Annotated in this window: 14 protein-coding genes and 1 tRNA gene; 10 read left to right on the forward strand and 5 right to left on the reverse strand. The window is 67.8% G+C overall.

The window, feature by feature from the left end:
- Positions 1-34: 34 nt before the first annotated feature.
- A complete protein-coding gene (gene pulA, locus H5393_RS07870) occupies positions 35-6,232 on the reverse strand; it encodes a pullulanase-type alpha-1,6-glucosidase (protein WP_370585953.1) in 6,198 nt (2,065 codons plus the stop codon).
- Positions 6,233-6,530: 298 nt separating this feature from the next.
- Positions 6,531-8,156, reverse strand: a complete 1,626-nt coding sequence (gene groL, locus H5393_RS07875) for a chaperonin GroEL (protein ID WP_182762395.1) — start codon at positions 8,154-8,156, stop codon at positions 6,531-6,533.
- Positions 8,157-8,363: 207 nt separating this feature from the next.
- Here groL and H5393_RS07880 point away from each other — a divergent pair, with 207 nt between their 5' ends.
- Positions 8,364-8,816 carry a hypothetical protein gene (locus H5393_RS07880; protein ID WP_182766188.1) on the forward strand — a complete coding sequence of 151 codons (453 nt, stop codon included), beginning with the start codon at positions 8,364-8,366 and terminating at the stop codon, positions 8,814-8,816.
- 4 nt (positions 8,817-8,820) lie between these two features.
- On the opposite strand, the gene H5393_RS07885 is transcribed toward H5393_RS07880, so the two are convergent.
- On the reverse strand, positions 8,821-9,093 hold the full coding sequence (locus H5393_RS07885) for a DUF3263 domain-containing protein (RefSeq protein WP_182762399.1): 273 nt from the start codon (positions 9,091-9,093) through the stop codon (positions 8,821-8,823).
- Positions 9,094-9,209: 116 nt separating this feature from the next.
- Between H5393_RS07885 and manA the strand changes: the two genes are divergently transcribed.
- The 3 genes from manA to H5393_RS07900 all read left to right on the forward strand — a co-directional run bounded on the left by manA (position 9,210) and on the right by H5393_RS07900 (position 11,127).
- A complete protein-coding gene (gene manA / locus H5393_RS07890) occupies positions 9,210-10,388 on the forward strand; it encodes a mannose-6-phosphate isomerase, class I (RefSeq protein ID WP_182762401.1) in 1,179 nt (392 codons plus the stop codon).
- 40 nt (positions 10,389-10,428) lie between these two features.
- Positions 10,429-10,501, forward strand: a tRNA-Thr gene (locus tag H5393_RS07895).
- Between the two features lie 17 nt (positions 10,502-10,518).
- Positions 10,519-11,127 carry a trans-aconitate 2-methyltransferase gene (locus H5393_RS07900; RefSeq protein WP_182766189.1) on the forward strand — a complete coding sequence of 203 codons (609 nt, stop codon included), beginning with the start codon at positions 10,519-10,521 and terminating at the stop codon, positions 11,125-11,127.
- Positions 11,128-11,220: 93 nt separating this feature from the next.
- Here the strand turns inward: H5393_RS07900 and H5393_RS07905 are convergent, their stop codons facing one another.
- Complete coding sequence (locus tag H5393_RS07905; RefSeq protein ID WP_370585954.1) at positions 11,221-11,958, reverse strand: DedA family protein; 738 nt, start codon at positions 11,956-11,958, stop codon at positions 11,221-11,223.
- 229 nt (positions 11,959-12,187) lie between these two features.
- On the opposite strand from H5393_RS07905, the gene H5393_RS07910 reads away from it, so the two are divergent.
- The 4 genes from H5393_RS07910 to H5393_RS07925 all read left to right on the forward strand — a co-directional run bounded on the left by H5393_RS07910 (position 12,188) and on the right by H5393_RS07925 (position 16,421).
- Positions 12,188-13,279 carry an ABC transporter ATP-binding protein gene (locus tag H5393_RS07910; protein ID WP_182762405.1) on the forward strand — a complete coding sequence of 364 codons (1,092 nt, stop codon included), beginning with the start codon at positions 12,188-12,190 and terminating at the stop codon, positions 13,277-13,279.
- 153 nt (positions 13,280-13,432) lie between these two features.
- Positions 13,433-14,590 carry a cystathionine gamma-synthase gene (gene metB, locus H5393_RS07915; protein WP_182766190.1) on the forward strand — a complete coding sequence of 386 codons (1,158 nt, stop codon included), beginning with the start codon at positions 13,433-13,435 and terminating at the stop codon, positions 14,588-14,590.
- Positions 14,587-14,973: a pilus assembly protein CpaE gene (locus H5393_RS07920; protein WP_182766191.1), complete on the forward strand. Its 387-nt coding sequence runs from the start codon at positions 14,587-14,589 to the stop codon at positions 14,971-14,973. Before metB ends, H5393_RS07920 begins: the two co-directional genes overlap by 4 nt.
- 71 nt (positions 14,974-15,044) lie before the next feature.
- The gene (locus H5393_RS07925; RefSeq protein WP_182762411.1) at positions 15,045-16,421 is read left to right on the forward strand and encodes a DUF4032 domain-containing protein; all 1,377 of its coding nucleotides are present in this window, start codon (positions 15,045-15,047) and stop codon (positions 16,419-16,421) included.
- 37 nt (positions 16,422-16,458) lie between these two features.
- On the opposite strand, the gene H5393_RS07930 is transcribed toward H5393_RS07925, so the two are convergent.
- Positions 16,459-17,586, reverse strand: a complete 1,128-nt coding sequence (locus H5393_RS07930; RefSeq protein ID WP_182766192.1) for a hypothetical protein — start codon at positions 17,584-17,586, stop codon at positions 16,459-16,461.
- 189 nt (positions 17,587-17,775) lie between these two features.
- On the opposite strand from H5393_RS07930, the gene H5393_RS07935 reads away from it, so the two are divergent.
- Together H5393_RS07935 and H5393_RS07940 are read left to right on the forward strand one after the other, a co-directional pair.
- A complete protein-coding gene (locus H5393_RS07935; protein ID WP_182766193.1) occupies positions 17,776-18,654 on the forward strand; it encodes a hypothetical protein in 879 nt (292 codons plus the stop codon).
- Between the two features lie 146 nt (positions 18,655-18,800).
- On the forward strand, positions 18,801-19,679 hold the full coding sequence (locus H5393_RS07940; protein ID WP_182766194.1) for a hypothetical protein: 879 nt from the start codon (positions 18,801-18,803) through the stop codon (positions 19,677-19,679).
- Positions 19,680-19,682: the final 3 nt, after the last annotated feature.

The raw sequence follows: 19,682 nt of genomic DNA on the forward strand, positions 1-19,682 counted from the left end.
CAGTGCTCGGCCGGCGTCAGTGCTTATGCGGGGATCAGCGGAACATCACGATGTTGTTGAACACCCATTCGTTGTTCTGGCTGAAGATCCAGCCGCCACCCTTTTCGGCCTCGACCGCCGTGTAGACGGTCACTTCGGCGTAGGACCGGCAGCCGTTCCCGCCCGTCTGGGCGGTGTCACACTCGGTGCGCCACCTGCGGCCGTCCGTCGCCGTCCACTCGTTGGTGGCCGCGAGAGGGTTGCCCCGCCACTGCTGCCGGGTCATGTACGGCAGGTAGGTGAGGTTGTTGAACGCCCATCCGGTCTTCCGCACGAACTTCCCGTCCTGGATCACCACGACGGTGGCCCAGATCTCGGTGCGGCACCGTTCGGTCTGCGAGTACTTCTCGCAGGTGGTGTTCCAGTCGCGCCCGTTGAGGCCCATGTGCAGCCCCGGCAGGGTGTAAGGAGCGCTGCGCACGAAGGCCGGCGGGCCGGGAGGCGTCGTCGGGGGCTTCGTGGTGGGCGGTGCCGGCACTGGCGGGGTGGGCTTCGTCGGCGGGGTGCTGGGTGCCTGCTCCTGGTCCTGCACGAGGACGACGACCGAACGGGCCGGGATCGTCAGCGTGCCGGTGGACGAGGTCCAGGAGGTGGTGCCCAGCGTGGCGTCGGCGTCGGGTCCGTCGGTGAGGACGGGCGAGAGCGCCATTTCCACGCCGGCCATGCCGTCGACCTGTTCCGAGATGGCCTCCGGAGTGGCGTTGAACGCCACGAGGAGCCCGTCCACCGCATCGTCCACGTCCGTGCCGACGGTGTCGTCGATGCGCATCAGGATGAGGCCCGGCGTCTGGTCGGCGCCCGCGTTGGGGAACGTGACCTTCTGCGCGATGTCCTCAGCCGTGCCCAGCGTGAGAAGCGGGTAGGTGGAGCGCAACTTCAGCAGCTCGAGCGCACGGGTGCGCGAGGTGGCGATGTCGCCTGGGGACGGCGTGTTGGCCGGGTCCTCCAGGAGCGGCCGCATCGCGTCCCACTTCGCACCGTTCTTCTCCTCCGGAGGCAGGCCCACGCCGAAGTTGTTCGACTGCATGGACCAGTCGAGCGCGTTGAAGTGGTCGCCGGAGTTGTAGGAGTCGCGGTCCATGGACTTCGAGCGCAGCAGATCTGTGCCCGCGTGCCAGAACGACGGGGACTGGCCGAGCGCGACGGTGGCCAACGAGAGCGTGTTCATCCGCACCCGCGTGTCCATCGTCGAATCCGTGGGCAGCTTCCAGACGCCCAGGTCGAACAGCGTCTCGTTGTCGTGGGCGTCGACGTAGTTGACCGACTCGGACGGCTGCGTGGCGTAGCCGGCCGGCTGGCCGTTGTAGTCCAGTTCGCTGCCCTTCTGGACGGTGCCCGCCGACGTCTCGAACGAGAAGTCGGCCAGGTTGCCGGCCATGCCGAGGCGGATGAGGTCCTGGCGGTGCCTCAGGTCCGCCCGCTGCTCGTCGGCGCTCCGGGTGCTCACACCGTTCGGGTCGGTGAGGAGGCCGGTGCCAAAGCCTTGGAACTCGGACTTGTTCTCGTCGAAGGGCCCACCACCGTGGACGGCGTCGCGCAGCCGGTCGTTGAACGCCCCGATGCCGGTGCCGTCCAACTGCCCCTGCGTGGCCTGGTGGAAGCGGGCGTTGCCCGCCACCTCGCCGAAGTCCCAACCTTCGCCGTAGAGGTACATGCTGCTGCCGTCGACACCGTCGGCTTGGACGGTGAGTTCATCGAGAGCCGCGCGGACGGCCTCCATGTTGGCGCGGGAGTGGTGGCCCATGAGGTCGAAGCGGAAACCGTCGACGTGGTAGTCGCGGGCCCAGGTGACCACGGAGTCGACCATCAGCTGCTCGGCCATGGCGTGTTCGGTTGCCACGTTCTCACAGCAGGTGGACTTCTCGACGCTGCCGGTCAGGCTGAGCCGGTGGTAGTACCCCGGCACGACCTGGTCGAGCACCGACTTGTCGGCCTGCCCGGATTGCGCAGTGTGGTTGTAGACCTCGTCCAGCACGACCTGGAGGCCCATGCCGTGCAGGCCACCCACCATCTCGCGGAAGGCGGAGGTCCGCTTCCCGCCGATCTGGTTCGCGTCGGAGGCGTAGGAGCCCTCCGGCGTCGAGTAGTGGAACGGGTCGTAGCCCCAGTTGAACGCGTCCTGGTCTGCCACGGCGGTCACGGCGGCCTGCTGCTCCGTCGAGGCCGGGCCGGCGTCGGGGACGACCGGTTCGACCTGCTGGGTGCGGTCCTCCTCGATGGTGGCGATGTCGAAGCTGGGCAGGAGGTGGACGGTGTTCATGCCGGCCTCGGCCAGTTCGGTGAGGGCGGCCACGCCGTCGCTGTCCTCCAGCGCGAACGCCTCGTAGGTGCCGCGCAGCTCCTCGGGGACGGTTTCGTCCGTGATGGAGAAGTCGCGGATGTGCAGCTCGTAGATGGTGCGGTCGACGAACTGGTCGATCACCGGCGCCTCGTTGCCCGTCCAGATCTCCGGCGCCCAGGCCGGGTCGTCGAGGTCGACGAGCACCGAGTGGGTGGAGTTGAGGGTGAGGCCGATGGAGTACGGATCCGTGACCACGTTGCGCTCGATGCGGTCCAGTGACGGGACGAAGACGCCCACGTCGAACTGGTACGCACGGTTCTTCCAGCCTGCTTCCCCGGTGAGCGTCCAGGTGCCGTCGGCCTGCTCGGCCATCGGCACGCGGGTGGGTTCGCCGGAGCCGGTGGAGTCGGCGAAGAGGAGCAGGTCGACGTCGGTGGCCGTCGGCGCCCAGAGGCTGAGCGACGCCACGCCTGCGGCGAACGTCACGCCGAGTTCGCCGGTGCGGGCGTCGGAGGCGTACAGGTCGTCGAGCACGCCCGGGATCTGCAGCCCGGTGAATGCCTCGGGCAGCCCGTCGGCGTTGCGCTGGATGACGGCGAGGTCGCCCTTCAGTGCTTCCTCGACGGCGGCGCGGTCGGCGTCGAGCTTCAGCGCGAGGAAGCCGCGCAGGTGGCCGCGGACCTCGAGTTGAGCCGCGGTGAGGCCGGCAGCGTCGTAGGTGAGGTCGCCGAGCTTGACCGCGGGCGTCCCGGTGCTGCTGGTGACGACCCCGTCGACGAGCGCCAGCCCGCCGTCCGCGTCGGTCCAGAGTTCCCAGGTGCGGGTGGCCGGGTCACCAGCGGCGACGGTCGCCGGCCAGGCGACGGTCTGCTGGTCGATCCAGTGGCCGAGCAGCTGATCGGTGCCGGCCAGCGGCGGATCCTCGACGGTGATCTCGAGCAGGTGGCTGTCGATGTTGTAGGCGAACGACACAAGCTTGTTCGCCGCCGTGGTGAAGGAGTAGTTCCCGGCGTTGGGAACGCCGCCGACCCCGTAGTTCTCGTCCCACGACTGACCGTGGGCGACCTTCACCTCGTAGCTGCCGGCCGGGAGGGAGGTGGTGGACCAGGTGTAGTTGCCGTCTCCCGTCGGGAACATGAGCGTCGCGAGGCACTCAGGCTGCCAGTCCCCCGGACACCCCGCTGCGGCGTTGAAGCTGCCGGGGAGGGTGACGATGGGGCTCTGGGCGGTGTTGAAGAACAGGTGCGTCACGGGGTCGTAGAAGAACGTCACCTCGGTTGCTTCGGTCAGCGTGTACAGCGAGTTACCCCCGCCCGGCACGCCGCCCACGCCGTAGTTGACGTCCCAGGAGCCGCCCACCGCGACCTTGTACTCGTAGCTGCCGGCCGGCAGCGAGAACGTGCCCGTGTAGAGCCCGCTCACCGGATCCAGCGTGAGCAGCGCCTCTGCGCAGTCGGGCTTCCAATCTCCGGAGCAGCCCATCGCAGCGTTGTGGTTGCCGGGGACGGTGACGGCGGTGGACCAGTCGATCTCACCGGCGTCGGGGGCGGCCTCGCCCAGGTCGGTGCCGACGACGACTGTGGTCGAGGCGGCGACCCGCGCGCCGCTGGCGTCGGTGCTCACCGCCCGCACCTCGAGGACGGTGCCGGGAAGATGCGCACCGAAGTCGCCGAAGACGCGCGGCTGGTCGGTCTCAGCGGTGCCGAGCGGGGTGTAGCTGCTGGAGCCGGCCACGCGGTAGGCGAAGGAGGTCTCCGCCCAGCGGTCGTCGGCGATGTCCGCCATGAGCGGCACCAGGCCGTCGGTGGGAGCGCCGGAGGTGACGGCGATCCGCTGGGCGTCGCCAGCGGGCGCGACCGGGGCACCGGCCTTGTAGACGACGGCGCTCAGCGCTGGAACGGTCAGGGTGACCGAGCCGTCGACGTTGGTCACGCCCGTGGTGGCGCCGTAGAGCGGCGCGTAGGTGGCGCCGGGCGTCAGGGTGGCGAAGTCGACGGTCTGGGGCGTCGTGGCGTTGTTGACGGCCACAAGGTACTCGACCTTCTCGGTGCGGTCGACGCGGGCGGCGGCGTAGACGCCGGCGCCGGATTCGGCGTAGAGCTCCGTCTGCGCACCGGTGGAGAGCGCCGGGTGCGCGAGGCGCAGTGCGGCCAAACCCGCGATGTCGTCGTAGAGCACTCCGTCGGTACCGAAATGGGCCCCACTGCCGGCGGACGAACCGTCGATCAGGGAGTTGTCGAGGTAGCTGGGCACCTGCGAGGCGAACATCGACTCGCGGGCGTCCTTGTCTCCGCCGTCGCCCACGAAGCCCTGCTCGTCGCCGTAGTAGACCACCGGCTGGCCGCGCGTCAGGAACATCAGTTCGTGCGCCAGTTCGGATCTCTGCTGCCGGTCCGCGGAGTCACCCAGGAGGAAGCCGACGCGGCCCATGTCGTGGTTGCCGAGGAAGGTGGGGAGGCTGGACGACGACGAGGTCGCGGTCGTGTAGTAGTCGTCGGCCGAGAAGAGGCCGGACAGGCCCTGCGCCGTGAATCCCTTGGCGTAGCCCAGGGCGCTGGACTGGTAGGCGAAGTCCAGCACGGAGTTCATGTCGGAGTTGCGGACGTACGGCGACAGCAGGCGCGCGTCGGCGTCGTAGACCTCGCCGAACATGAAGAAGTCGTCCTTGGCATGGTCCTGGATGGACTTGGTGAACTCCTGCCAGAAGACGAAGTCGACGTGCTTGGCGGTGTCGATGCGGAAGCCGTCGATGCCGAGGTCGGTCCAGGCCTGGTAGATGGCGGTCATGCCGTCGACGACGATCTGGTTCTCGGTCATGAGGTCGTCGAGGTCGCCGAAGTCCATGTAGCGGGCAGGTTCACCGGCCGGCCAGGCGGGGTCGAAACCGCGGTTGTGGTAAAGCGTCGGGTCATTGAGCCACGCCGGGAACTTCGCGTCCTCCATGCCCGCCGGGATCTCCGGGTCGTAGGGGAACGAGCGCTCGTCGGGGTGCATCAGCGGCATGGCCGCGGTGCCCGGTGCGTAGGCGGCGGGGTCGAACTCCGCCCCGTTGATGTCCTTGTACGGGCTGGCCGCCTTGGTGACGTAGGGCGGGTTGGTGCCCTCGTGGCCGGCGTAGTGGATCACGTCGGCGGTGTGGTTGGCGATGATGTCGAAGTACACCTTGATGCCCCGGGCGTGCGCTTCGTCGATGAAGGCGTCCAGTTCGGCGTTGGTGCCGAAGTGCGGGTCGATCTGCGTGAAGTCGGTGATCCAGTACCCGTGGTAGCCGGCCGACGCGTCAGCGCCGACGCCCTGCACCGGACGGTTCACGAACGACGGCGTGAGCCAGATGGCGCTCATCCCGAGGCCGTCGATGTAATCCAGCCTGTCGCGGAGGCCCTGGATGTCGCCGCCGTTGAAGAACGCCTTGTCGGTGGGGTCGAAGCCGGTCACCAGGCGGTCGGTGCCGCTGCAGTCGACGGGGAGCACGCCGTCGGCGGCGGGCCCGGTGGCGATGCAGGCGTCGTTGCCGGTGTCGCCGTTCTCGAAACGGTCCGTCATGACGAAGTAGAAGTTGTTGCCGGCGCCCGGGTCACGGAAAGGCGCAGCGACGAGCGCCGCGTCGGACTCCTGGTAGCCGTCCGGCAGGTCGGCGATGCCGAGGGAGACCTTGTTGGAGCCGTCCTCGAAGCTCACCGTGACCGCCGTGTCCGCAGCGAGGCGCAGGGGGTAGTTGCCCCCGTCGAGGCCGTAGGCCTCATCCCACGCGTTGTTGATCGCGATCTTGAATTCGTAGTTGCCTGCGGGGACAGTGAAATCGCCCGTCCAGAGGCCGTCGCCGTCGGCATCGGTGAGGCCGGTGACGGCACAACCTGGGTCCCAGTCGCCCGCGCACCCGAGTTCTGACTGGAGATCGCCCACCAGTGTCACGGCTGTCGTGGCGGCGGCCGCAGGGGCGGGCGGCGAAATTGCTGTGACAACGCCTGATGTGCAGACCAGGGCTGTGAGAGCGAAACCCGAGAGCAATCGGGAAGACGCTGAACGCGACATCGTGACTCCTTCGTCATTGCACGTTTGATCGTTCAAGTCCGCCCATCATGGCATTAGTCTCGAGGCAGATCAATACCCCTAGGGTTGGGAAATCCCTCCCCCACAGCCCCTGACCAGTCCCCGGGAACGCAGAAGGGCGGCCCCACCGAAGTGGGGCCGCCCTCTGGGTCTCAGGCGATCAGAAGCCGCCCATGCCGCCCATCTCGTCCATGCCGGGAGCGCCCGCGGGGGCCTTCTCCGGCTTGTCCGCGATGACTGCCTCGGTGGTGAGGAACAGCGCGGCGATCGACGCGGCGTTCTGCAGCGCCGAGCGGGTGACCTTGGCCGGGTCGATGATGCCGGCCTCGACCATGTTCTGGTACTCGCCGGTGGCGGCGTTGAGGCCCTCGCCCGCGGGGAGCGAGCCGACCTTCTCCGCCACGACGCCGCCCTCGAGGCCGGCGTTGAAGGCGATCTGCTTCAGCGGAGCCGAAGCAGCGGCGAACACGATCTGGGCGCCGATGGCCTCGTCGCCCGTCAGGCCCTCGACCGAAGCGAGCTTCGAGGCCTGCAGCAGCGCGACGCCACCGCCGGGGACGATGCCCTCTTCGACCGCAGCCTTCGCGTTGCGGACAGCGTCCTCAATGCGGTGCTTGCGCTCCTTCAACTCGACCTCGGTGGCCGCGCCGACCTTGATGACGGCGACGCCGCCGGCCAGCTTGGCCAGACGCTCCTGGAGCTTCTCACGGTCGTACTCGGAATCCGAGTTCTCGATCTCGCGACGGATCTGGGCCACCCGGCCTTCGATCTGCTCGGAGTCGCCGGCGCCTTCGATGATGGTGCACTCGTCCTTGGTGACGAGCACGGAGCGCGCCTGGCCGAGGAGGTCCAGGGAGACGGTGTCGAGCGACAGGCCGACCTCCTCGGAGACGACCTGGGCACCGGTCAGGATGGCGATGTCGGTCAGCATGGCCTTGCGGCGGTCGCCGAAGCCGGGCGCCTTGACGGCGATCGACTTGAACGTGCCGCGGATCTTGTTGACGATGAGGCCGGCCAGGGCCTCACCCTCGACGTCCTCGGCGATGACGAGCAGCGGCTTGCCGGACTGCATGACCTTCTCCAGCACGGGCAGGAGGTCCTTCAGCGACGAGATCTTGGAGTTGGCCAGCAGGATGTACGGGTCATCCAGCGTGGCTTCCATGCGCTCGGCGTCCGTGACGAAGTAGGGCGAGATGTAGCCCTTGTCGAAGCGCATGCCCTCGGTCATCTCGAGGTCGAGGCCGAACGTGTTCGACTCCTCGACGGTGATGACGCCTTCCTTGCCGACCTTGTCCATCGCCTCGGCGATGATCTCGCCGACGGTGGGGTCAGCAGCGGAGATCGACGCGGTGGCGGCGATCTGCTCCTTGGTCTCAACGTCGATGGCGAGTTCGCCGAGCTTCTCTACGATCGCCGCGACGGCGGTCTCGATGCCCTTCTTCAGGCCAACGGGGTTCGCGCCGGCCGACACGTTGCGCAGGCCCTCACGGACCATCGCCTGTGCCAGCACGGTGGCGGTGGTGGTGCCGTCGCCGGCGACGTCGTCGGTCTTCTTGGCGACCTCCTTGACGAGTTCGGCGCCGATCCGCTCGAAGGGATCCTCGAGCTCGATCTCCTTGGCGATGGACACACCATCGTTGGTGATCGTGGGGGCGCCCCACTTCTTCTCCAGGACGACGTTGCGGCCCTTGGGGCCGAGGGTGACCTTGACGGCGTCCGCAAGGGTGTTCATGCCGCGCTCAAGGTCGCGTCGTGCGGCCTCATTGAATTCAATCAGCTTTGCCATGGTGTTCGGGAGTCCTCCCGTCGATGGGGCGGCTAGCCCCGGGTGTCTTCAGATGTCAGGTTGAACTGCTGGTGCCCGCGACGGACGGCCCTTCCGGGCCTCACCGCAATTCGGTAGCACTCAAACGTGAGAGTGCTAACCCCATTATTAGCACTCTCCCCAAGGGAGTGCAAAGCTTCTGGGGCATCGGTTCACTAGAGTGAGCCCATGGACACGCCGCGGACCCTCAGGAACGTCGCCAACGCGCTCAATCTGTCCACCCCACTGGGGCTGGTCCTGGGCCTTGCCGGCCGTGGCCGGCCCCGCCGTCAGGGCCACCTGATCGTGTTCGAGCAGGTGAAGCTGCCGCTGGTCAACGCCAGCGCGATGACGGTGGGCGACGTCGTGCTGGTTCCCGGCAAGACGGTGGGCGAGGTCGAGGGGCGAATCCCTGACCTGCTCGCCCATGAGGAGGCGCATGCGTGGCAGTACGCCTACTGCCTGGGGTTGCCGTTCATCCCGCTCTACGTGATTGCGGTGGCCTGGTCCATGCTCCGCTCCGGGGACAGGGCCACGGCCAATCACTTCGAGGTACAGGCGGACCTGCTCAAGGGCGGCTACCGCGTGGGCACAAAACGCCCGCTGCGTGAGGGCCTGGCGGCGCTGAGGTTCCGTAGGTGACGGATCAGGCGTGGAGGCGGCGCGCCGAGCGCGCAGCCTGACGCTGGCTCCGCATGCGGCGCAGACGCTTCACGAGCAGCGGCCGGTAGGCCAGCGCGCGCGGGGTGTCGATCAGGGCGTTGAGTTGCTGGTAGTAGCGGGCCGACGACAGGGAGAAGCTCTCCATGATCGCCTGTTCCTTCGGCACCGCGGACGTGAACCAGCTGTCCTCGAAGTCGAGGATGGCGGCTTCGCGTTCGGTCAGGTCGACCGGCGTGTGCATGAGGGCCTCGGACATGACGGTCAGTTTAGCTGCAAACGACACCTGTGTCATTCAACTGCGGCAACACTGGTCCCAGTCCGAAGGTAGAGTCGCCTCTGCCCGCACACCACGTCCCTAGGAGCCGATCCCCGATGCGCCGACTCACCGGCCATGTCCAGCACTTCGCCTGGGGCAGCCACACGGCCATCCCGGGGATCCTCCGCCGCGAGCCCGACGACCGGCCATGGGCCGAGTACTGGCTGGGCACGCATCCGGGGGGCCACGCCTTCCTCGACGACGGGATGGCGTTGGCCACCCACGTCCAGGAGAACCCGGAGGTGGTGGGCGCCGCCGCCCGCGCCGAGTTCGGCGACAGGCTCCCCTATCTCATGAAGATCCTTGCCGCCTCCACCCCGCTGAGCCTGCAGGCGCATCCCTCGCGGCAGCAGGCCGAAGTCGGCTACGCCCGCGAATCGCTGTTGGGGCTCCACCCGTCGGAGCCCACCCGGTCCTTCAAGGACGACTGGCCCAAGCCCGAGGCGATCGTCGCACTCACCCCGTTCGAGGGCCTCCTCGGCTTCCGCGACCCGCTGGAGACGGCCGGCCTGTTCGAGGCCCTCGGTGTCGCCGACGAACTGGCCTCCGTCATCGGCCCGCTGCGCGACCGCGCCGCCGCCCCTGCCCTGCAGGAGGTCTTCCTGGACGTCCTCTCGCTCGACGAGCGGCGGCACCTGGTCGATGTGGTGCTCGCGGCAGCCGTGAACCTCCTCGAGGCCCCGGGCGCGCTGGGCGAGTTCGCCCGCACCGCCGTCGAACTCGACGAGCACTTCCCCGGTGACCCCGGCATCCTCGCCGCGCTCCTGATGAACCGCTTCACACTGCAACCCGGCGAGGCCGTGGCGCTGGAGCCCGGCATCATGCACGCCTACCTCCGCGGCGTGGGCGTGGAGATCATGGCCAGTTCGGACAACGTGATGCGCGGCGGCCTCACCCAGAAGCACATCGACGTGGACGGCCTGCTGCAGGTGGTCCGCTTCGAGCCCCTGCAGCCCACCGTCCTCGTCGCCGAGGGCGCGGACGGCGTCTACGTCTACCCCACGTCGTTCCCGGAGTTCGAGCTGTGGCTGGTGTCCCCCGTCGACGGTTCCCACCTCCCGGTACCGCGCTCAGACTGCGGTCGCATCGCGCTGGTCACGGCGGGCCGGTTCGTGCTCCAGGGCGACGATGGCGACATGCACCTGGAATCGGGCGACAGCGCCTTCCTCGCCGCAGACGAGGACGTCACGGTGCACGGTGAGGGCCAGATGTTCGTGGCCGCATCGGGCGCCTGATTCGGAATTCCGCGCCCCGGCTTGGCACAATAGGGCCCACGCCTCCTTAGCTCAGCGGCCAGAGCGCTCGCCTTGTAAGCGAGTGGTCGAGGGTTCGACTCCCTCAGGAGGCTCTGATTCAATTGCGCGCATGACCCCTGAGCCCAGCAAGTGGACCCGCATGATCCAAGCGGATCCCGATCACTCCCGCCGTTACATCCAGCGCTTCCGGACCATGGCGGCGCAGGGCAACGACCTCGACGGCGAGGCCCGCACCGTCGACGCCATGGCGCAGCGAGGCTCCCGCATCCTCGACGCGGGCTGCGGCCCCGGCCGGGTGGGCGGCAGGCTTCACGAGCTCGACCACACCGTCGTAGGGATCGACGTCGACCCGGCACTGATCGAGGCCGCCGGGCAGGACCACCCCGGCCCGACGTGGGTCGTCGGGGACCTGGCGGAGATGGACCTCCCGGCGCAGGGCATCGAAGCCAACTTCGACGTGATCGTCTCGGCCGGCAACGTGATGGGCTTCCTGGCCCCCTCCACCCGGGTTGACGTGCTGCACCGCTTCGCGACCCACCTGGCAGAAGATGGACGCGCCGTCATCGGCTTCGGCGCCGGCCGCGGCTACGACTTCCGCGACTTCCTCGCCGACTGCGCGCAGGCCGGGCTCGAACTCCAGATCCCGCTCTCGACGTGGGACCTCCGCCCCTTCACGGAGGACTCCACGTTCATCGTCGCCATCTGCGGCAAGGCGTGAGAAAGGGGCCGACCGTGGGGTCGGCCCCTTCCAGGGATCTCAATCAGCCGAGCGGGGCATCACAGTGCCCGGGTTCCACTCCTTAGCCGGTTCTCAAGCGCCTTCACCCGAATTGGGCTTGGCACGACGCCGCTGGGCGAGCACACTCGTGAAAATCACAAAGACGATGAGCCCGAGCGCCACCCACATCGCTATCCGGGCGTAGAGCTCCAGGACGTCGACGATGGGAGCGCCGAAGCGCCAACCGAGCCAGAAGTAGAGGACCAACCACAGGGTGGAGGCGATGTAGTCGTAGACGAGGAACCGCCGCAGGCTCATGTTGGTGGCGCCGGACAGGACGAACACCACCTGCATCAGTGGCAGGGGGATCGGGAAATAGGCCACCAGGAAACCGAGGGGCCCCAGCTTCTCCGCCCACCGCTCAGCCCGCGCGTAGTTCCTCTGGGCGCGCTTGGACTGACCGGCCCACACCTCGATGATGCCCCGGCCCCAGAGCTTGCCCGCCCACCAGTAGACCCAGTCGAATTTGAGGCTGAAGATCGAGGCGACCAGGAGCACGACGGGCCAGTGTGGCATGTCGCCCTGCGAGCCCAAGGCACCGCTGACTGCGACGGCGGTCCGACCGCCGGTCAGCATGGCCAGCCAGTCCGGGGCGGCGGTGATCAGCCACGCGCGGGTGGGCAGCAGGACGAGCGAGAACAGGCCGATGAAGCCGAACCAGCCCAGGCACCAGTAGTCGGCACGCCCCGGCTCCTTGCGCCAAGGCATGCCCTGGTCCTGCCACCACTGCTCGGTTCGGGGCTCTTCCGAGGACTTCGGCTCGTCGATCACGGGGTGAAGCCTACGTGAAACGCCCCCACCGTGCCCCGCCGTGGACGCCGCTGTGTTTGATCGATCCAGCCGCTGATCGTGACCAGTTTGTTACGACCAACAAGCGAACCCCGCTGTTGGCGATCAGTCCGGAAGGTGTAAAGTCCGGCTCAGGAAAACCTAAATACTTAGGGTTCCAATCCACAACGGATCGTCGGGCACGTACCTGCCCGTGGAAAGGACAAGTGGCATGGCCACCGTTAGTTACCGGGATGCCTCCCGTGTTTACCCCGGATCGGACCGCGCAGCGGTCAACAAGCTGAACCTCGAGATCGAGGACGGCGAATTCATGGTCCTCGTCGGCCCCTCGGGCTGTGGCAAGTCGACCTCACTGCGTATGCTCGCCGGCCTCGAAGAGGTCAACTCGGGCTCCATCTTCATCGGCGACCGTGACGTCACGGATCTCCCGCCGAAGGATCGCGACATCGCGATGGTCTTCCAGAACTACGCCCTGTACCCCCACATGACTGTGGCGGACAACATGGGCTTCGCTCTGAAGATGCAGAACGTCCCCAAGGAAGAGCGCCAGAAGCGCGTCCAGGAAGCCGCTCACCTGCTGGGCCTCGAAGACTTCCTCTCCCGCAAGCCGAAGGCCCTCTCGGGTGGCCAGCGTCAGCGCGTCGCCATGGGCCGCGCCATCGTGCGTAACCCGCAGGTCTTCCTCATGGACGAGCCGCTGTCGAACCTCGACGCCAAGCTCCGCGTGCAGACCCGCACCCAGATCGCCGCTCTCCAGCAGCGCCTGGGCGTCACCACCGTCTACGTCACCCACGACCAGATCGAGGCCATGACGATGGGTGACCGCGTTGCGGTCATGAAGGACGGCATCCTGCAGCAGGTCGATTCCCCGCTGGCGCTGTACGACAACCCGAAGAACCTCTTCGTGGCAGGCTTCATCGGCTCCCCCGCCATGAACCTGATCTCCGGCAGGCGCGTCGAAGACGGCGTCCAGGTCGGCGACTACATCGTGCGCATCCCGCGTGAGGTCCTGGCCCGCGCTGAGGGCGAAGAAACCCTCACGGTCGGCATCCGCCCGGAGGCCTTCAGCGTCGCTCAGGAGGGCATCGGTCTCGACGTCGCGGTGGTCGAGGAGCTCGGCGCCGATTCCTACCTGTACGGCACCCTGGCCGGGCTCTCCGACGACGAGATCGTCAACGCCCAGCAGTTCGTCGCCCGCGTCGGTGCCCGCACCGCCCCGGAGAAGGGCCAGACCGTGCGCCTCACCGCACCGGCTGACCAGCTCCACGTGTTCAGCGACCGCACCGAAGAGCGCATCTCCTGATCGCTCGATCATTCGTGGAAGGGCCCCGGCGTCGCCGGGGCCCTTTCCCGTTCCCCGGGATCCTCACCTGACAGCGAACTGCCGCGGGCCGCGAGCCGCGCAGCAGCCCCGTCGGGATATCTTGGGGGACAGTTTGCAGAAAGGCCGAGTGGAATGAACAACTTCTCCCGCTGGACCGAGGCGGTGCGCACCGGCCTGGGCGTCGACGCCACCTACGGGGCCGTCGTCCCACCGCTCTACCTGTCGTCGAACTACGCGTTCGAGGAGTTGGGCCGGGCCCGCGAGTACGACTACTCCCGCTCCGGCAACCCCACCAGGGACCTGCTCAACGACGCCATCAACACCCTCGAGGGCGGTGCCGGTGCCACGACGGTGGCCACCGGCCTGGCGGGCGTCACGCTGATCGCCGAGGCGTTCGTGCCGACGGGTGGCAGGGTCGTCGTCCAGCATGACGCGTACGGCGGCACCTGGCGCCTGTTCACCTTCCTCGCCTCGCAGGGCCGGTTGGACGTGATTTTCGTCGACTTCAACGACGACGACGCGTTCGCCGCCGCACTCGACGGTGGCGCGGCCATGGTCTGGATCGAGACGCCCTCGAATCCGCTGCTGCGGATCACCGACATCCGCCGCACCGCAGACCTCGCGCACGCCGCCGGGGCGCTGGTGGCGGTGGACAACACGTTCCTCTCCCCCCTCCTGCAGCGCCCGCTCGAGCACGGCGCGGATCTGGTGCTGCACTCCACCACCAAGTTCATCAACGGCCATTCCGACGTCGTGGGAGGCGCCGTAGTCGCGGCCACCCCGGAGCACCACGAGAAGCTGCGTCAGTGGGCCAACGCGCTGGGACTCACGTCGAGCGCCTTCGACGCCTTCCTCACCCTCCGCGGCCTCCGCACCCTTGATGCCCGCCTGCGGATCCACGGCGAGAACGCGGCGGCCCTCGTCGACGCGATCCAGGACCACCCGGCCGTCGGCACCCTCTACTGGCCGGGCCTGCCGTCGCACCCTGGCCACGAGGTGGCCAAGGCGCAGCAGTCCGGCTTCGGTTCGCTCATCAGCGTCGAGCTGGCGGGCGGCCGGGCCGCCGTCGAACGGTTCCTCGACGGGCTGGAGATCTTCCACCTGGCGGAGTCGCTCGGCGGCGTGGAGTCCCTCATCTGCCACCCCGCATCCATGACCCACGCCGGCATGACCGACGAGGCGAGGGCAACAGCCGGCATCTCCGACGGGCTGCTGCGGATCAGCGTGGGCGTGGAGGGCCGCGACGACCTGGTGGCCGTCGCCACCCGCGCGCTCGACAGGGCGACATGATCAGCCTCACGCTGGCGCTGGCCCTCCGCGACGCGGGGCTGGCCTGGGTGCCCAGCCCCGGGGACCGGTTCGCCGTGACGCGCACGGAGATGATCGACGACGTCTTCTACCTGGCGGACATGGTCATCGAGGCCCGCCCCCTGGAGACCGGCACTCTTTTCGCGTTCAACGGCACCACCGAGTGGGCCCTGGATTCGGTGCCCCAGTCGGCGACGGTGTGGCTGCCGGACGAGAACCAGTTGCGGATGGCGCTGGACGACACGTTCGTCAGCCTGCGCAGGGAGGGCCGTGAGTTCGTCGTCGAGTTGGCCGATGGCAGCACCCACCGCGACCCGGACGCCGAGAACGCGTACGCGGCCGCGTTGCTCGCAACCCTGGCGTAGACCTTCCACGTCGGAGGTCCCGCGAGGATCAGGCGAACTGTATCGAGGGACCGACCCAGTAGGCTGGGCGTGTGCCCAGATTCCTCGCTGCCCGGCCCGACGCCGACCTGTTGCGGCTCCCGTGGCAGGTGCCGCTGACCGATTGGCCTGCCCAACACCTCGTCGCGCTGCCGCGCGGTATCTCCCGGCACGTGGTGCGGTTCCTCCAGGTGGGCGACGAGATCTTCGCCGCGAAGGAGATCCTCGAAGAGGTGGCGGTGCAGGAGTACCGCCTGCTCACCGAGCTGAAGCGGCTGAAGGTGCCGTCGGTGGATCCGGTGGGCGTGGTCCTGGGCCGGGTGGACCCCAACGGCGACCCTCTGGACCCCATCCTCCTGACGCGCCACCTCCCGTTCTCCCTGCCGTACCGTTCGCTCTTCTACCACGGCGTCAAGCACGAGACCGTCAACCGGCTGCTCGATGCGATGGTGGTCCTGTTCGCCCGCCTGCACCTCACCGGCTTCTACTGGGGCGACGTGTCGCTGTCGAACATCCTCTTCCGGCGCGACGCGGGCGAGTTCGCCGCCTACCTGGTGGACGCCGAGACGGGCGAGCTGCACGACCAGCTCACGGACGGCCAGCGCGCCCACGACCTGCAGATCGCGCGCACCAACCTCTTCGGCGAGTTCCTCGACCTGGAAGCGGGCGGCATCCTCGACCCCTCGCTGGACCCGGAGTGGCTCGTGAAGACCATCGAGGACCGCTACCACCAGCTCTGGGCGGAGCTGACGGGCGTCGAGGAGTTCGACGAGTCCGAGCTGTACCGCCTCGAGGGGCGCGTCCGCCGCCTGAACGCCCTGGGGTTCGATGTGGCGGAGATCGACGTCGACGCCTCCGCGGACGGCGGCACCATCCGGATGCGGCCGAAGGTGGTGGAGGCGGGCCACCACACCCGTCGGCTGATGCGCCTCACCGGCCTCGACGCCGAGGAGCACCAGGCGCGCCGGCTCCTCAACGACATGGACACCTTCCGCGCCAAGAAGGCCCCGAACATGGCCGAGTCCGTGGCCGCGCACAAGTGGCTCGTCGAGGTGTTCGAGCCGGCCATCAACCGGATCCCTGCAGATCTCCGGAGCAAGCGCGACGCCGCCCAGTTCTTCCACGAGGTGCTCGACTACCGCTGGTACCAGTCGCAGCGGGAGAACCGCGAGGTGCCGACGGCGGACGCAGCTTCCGGCTACATCCACGAGATCCTCACCACCCTGCCCGACGAGCAGCTCGGTGACCTTCAGATGGTGGGCGGTGAACTGGCCAACAAGTACGACCCGTCCCACGGCTTCGTCGACGAGAATGAGGAGAAGCCGTACGATCCGTGGGAGGACAGCGCGAACGCTCCAGACCTGGAGTTGGCCGCCACGTTCGACATCAACGCCCTGCGGGCGAAGGCCGCCAAGAAGAAGCAGACGTAGCGGCGCCGCTGTTCAGGCTTCCGCTCCCAGCGACGACCTATCGCGCCTCGGTACGCAGCATCTTCAGCCTGGAGGTGACGCGGTCACCAGCCGAAACCATGCCGGACAGCCGGACGCGATCGAACTGCTTCCCCGTGACCCGCTCCACGGAGTCGTGCTCCGTCTCCTCGGCCGCTCCGCGGTCAGGCTGCGTCGTCGCGTCCTTTGACAGCACCGCATTACGACGGGTGACCGCCTTGTCCCACATGTCCTGGATCTGATCTGCGGCGGCGTCGCGATCGGTGACGGTGAGGTTCGGTTCGAAGAGGACGGTGCTCATGGCGACTTGGATTGCACTGCCGGCAGCCTCAACGTCCTCGGGTGAGGTCGCCTTCGCCAGCTGGGAGAGGGCCGTTTCGGCGAGGCCGGCAATCGCGGTCAGCTCGCGCCAGCGCTTGGGTCGCGACGGGGTCACCTGCACGTCGAGCACCAGATAGTTGAAGCCCTGGGCCGGAACCCAGTCATCGCCATCTTGCATCATGAGCCGTGAACCATCGATTGCTAGACGGTCGAGCGAGCCTTCATCGGTCGGCCAGTCCGTCACCACCACGTAGCCTTCACGCAGCGCGTCGGCCTGGATCGACATCTGCAGGGCAATGAGCCCGATCGTCTCATCGGTACCGAGAAGCTTGTCGACACCGTTCGCGATCTTGGTGGCGATCGGCGCAGCGGCCGTGAGTTGAGGGACCTGCGTCAGGGACGCCAGGTCGCCGAGAAACTCGGTGGCAAGGTCGAGCAGTCCTTCCCCCGGGGCTGCCATCAGACCGACGACGATGCTGATCGCGTCGGAGTTCATGGGGAGGTCACCCGTGAGCGCCACGTTCTCATGGATGAGGTGCGCGAAGTCGCCGTTGTTGAGGGAGGTGAAGCTGGATGGCCCGAGGGTGGTGGATACGGGGATGCGTTCGTCCTGGCTCGGCCAGGTCACCATCGACTGCAATACGGGGCGGCGCTCGCCCAGTCGCTGCCGGTCGAACCGGAGCCCCAGGTCTGCGCAGCTGACCGACAGGTAATGGCGCCCCTCGTCTCCCGGTCCGTAGGTGCTGTCATCCTGCGCTATCCATCCGTGCACGACGGTTCGTGATTCGCGCCTCCACAGGTCGCCGAGCTTGTCCAGGAATCCCATGTCGTCCCCCACCGAAAAACAGCAATGTACCTTTCCTGTTTCCCGTTTGGCGATGGTTCGTCGGCATTGATCGGATCGGGCTTTGCCGCTGGGTTCATTGCCCAGCCCCGAGGCGCGGGGCACGCCGCCTGGCGGTATCGTTCGGCGCACACCCCGGCGTCGGGGTCACGATCTTGGGAGGACCCAACTATGTTCAAGACCGTCCGTGTCGCCCTGGCGGCGCTCGTCGCCGTGACCGGCGCCGTGGTGCTGGCCCCGAACGCCTCGGCCGAGCCCGTCGTCGACGTCTACTCGACGCCCGGTGTGCACACCGTCAACGGCCGCCACTGGCGCACCGGCTGCGAGCCCTACTCCGTCACCCAGCGCTGCCGCACCGAGATCATGGCCACCGTCGTGTCCTGGGACGGCGCCAGGTTCGTGCAGAAGAACGGCTGGGTGTTCAACAACCTGACCTACCTTCCCTCCCCCCGCGAAACGTGGAAGGGCAACCCGCTCGCCTCGCACAACATGAACGGCTTCGTCAGCGGCGGCCGCAACTGGCGCACCGAGTGCGACACACCCACCACAGGGCGCGGCGGCTGCCGGTCTTACATCCAAGCCGACGTGATCGCCAAAACCGCGAGCGGCTTCCAGTGGCAGACGCAGTGGGTCTTCAACTCGATGGTCCGCTTCAGCACCAACGCCCCGGCGCCCACCGAGCCCCAGGAGATCCCGATCTCGGCGAGCGATGCGCCCGCGATCGCCGGCTGGGAGAAGACGGCCGTCGACGGCATGATCTTCTATGACAAGGACTCGGGCACGCGCTACGCGCTGGTGATGGCCGTGGCTGTCGGAGAGGTCGACGGCGGCGAGGCCTACTTCATCGGCGATATGACCAACCTCGAGAAGGTCGGCAGCGCCACGTGCGGAACCATCTCCGATGTCGATGAGGAAAGCGGTGAGCCCTTCACCATGGAGGCCTGCGTGCTGACCACGCCGAAGTACGGCGTCGTACTGCTCATCGCCGAGAGCGCCACGAAGGCCGAACTCCACGAGGTCGCCGCGGCGGTCGACGCCCAACTGCCCTGACCCTTCCTCTATCGATGACGGCCCCGAGCTTCCCGCTCGGGGCCGTCATCCGTTCGGGGAATCACCACCCCGTCGTCTCCGGCCTGATCGTGGCCCGATAGTGTCCTCATAAGCCTCAACGACGAGGCCAGAAGGAAGGATCACACGTGAAAAAGGTCATCCGTGTCGCGCTCGCTGCGCTGCTGGGCACGGCGGGGGCAATGACCGTCGCGCCCACAGCCTCGGCGGACGTCGACATCTACTCGACGGAGGGTTACCACTATGTCAACGGCCGCGAATGGCGCACGCAGTGCGAGCCGTACTCGATCACGCATCGCTGTCGCACCGAGATCAAGGCAACGGTGGTCACCTACTCGGCTGGGAGGTTCGTCCAGAACACCGGCTGGGCCTTCAACAACCTGACATACCTGCAATCGCCCAGGGAGACGTGGGCGGGGAACCCCCTCGCCAGCCACAACATGAACGACTTCGTCAGCGGCGGACGGAACTGGCGCACGGAGTGCGACACCGCCACCACAGGCCGGGGCGGTTGCCGCTCCTACATCGAGGCCGACGTCATCGCGAAGACCCCCGGGGGCTTTGCATGGCAGAAGCAGTGGATCTTCAACTCGATGGTGCGCTTCGGGACGGTTCAGCCGCTCCCCCAGCCCGTCACGCCCGTCTCGCCCGACCTCGAGAACTTCACCCCGACACCCATCGACCTGGCCGACGTCCCCGCCAGGATCGGCACGATGACGGCCTACGAAGCGGACGGCGCCATCATTTACTCCCGCAACCTCGCCGCCGAGACGGGCGTGGGAGTGGTGGCTTTCGGCAACCTGGACATGGGCGTCGAGATGTGGCGCCTCGGGCTCCAGGACTCGACGACGCTGGGCGCAGCCGTGTGCGGCACCATCCCGGACTCTGGCGAATACGTCTGCGTCTTCAAGTCGGCCAAATACGGGCACACGATGGTGATGGGGTTCAACACTCCGGTCGCCGATGTGCACCAGGTGACGACCACCCTCGTCTCCTCGATGAGCTGACCC

Origin of the sequence: Tessaracoccus sp. MC1756 (genome assembly GCF_014164735.1) — a bacterium.
Classification (GTDB): domain Bacteria; phylum Actinomycetota; class Actinomycetes; order Propionibacteriales; family Propionibacteriaceae; genus Arachnia.

What these genes read in the sequence shown, in the direction of transcription:
- H5393_RS07920 (WP_182766191.1), top strand. Translation starts at nt 14,587, where the DNA reads ATGATCAGCCTCACGCTGGCGCTGGCCCTCCGCGACGCGGGGCTGGCC.
- H5393_RS07880 (WP_182766188.1), top strand. Translation starts at nt 8,364, where the DNA reads ATGGACACGCCGCGGACCCTCAGGAACGTCGCCAACGCGCTCAATCTG.
- groL (WP_182762395.1), bottom strand. Translation starts at nt 8,156, where the DNA reads ATGGCAAAGCTGATTGAATTCAATGAGGCCGCACGACGCGACCTTGAG.
- H5393_RS07885 (WP_182762399.1), bottom strand. Translation starts at nt 9,093, where the DNA reads ATGTCCGAGGCCCTCATGCACACGCCGGTCGACCTGACCGAACGCGAA.
- H5393_RS07930 (WP_182766192.1), bottom strand. Translation starts at nt 17,586, where the DNA reads ATGGGATTCCTGGACAAGCTCGGCGACCTGTGGAGGCGCGAATCACGA.
- H5393_RS07900 (WP_182766189.1), top strand. Translation starts at nt 10,519, where the DNA reads ATGACCCCTGAGCCCAGCAAGTGGACCCGCATGATCCAAGCGGATCCC.
- manA (WP_182762401.1), top strand. Translation starts at nt 9,210, where the DNA reads ATGCGCCGACTCACCGGCCATGTCCAGCACTTCGCCTGGGGCAGCCAC.
- H5393_RS07935 (WP_182766193.1), top strand. Translation starts at nt 17,776, where the DNA reads ATGTTCAAGACCGTCCGTGTCGCCCTGGCGGCGCTCGTCGCCGTGACC.
- H5393_RS07910 (WP_182762405.1), top strand. Translation starts at nt 12,188, where the DNA reads ATGGCCACCGTTAGTTACCGGGATGCCTCCCGTGTTTACCCCGGATCG.
- metB (WP_182766190.1), top strand. Translation starts at nt 13,433, where the DNA reads ATGAACAACTTCTCCCGCTGGACCGAGGCGGTGCGCACCGGCCTGGGC.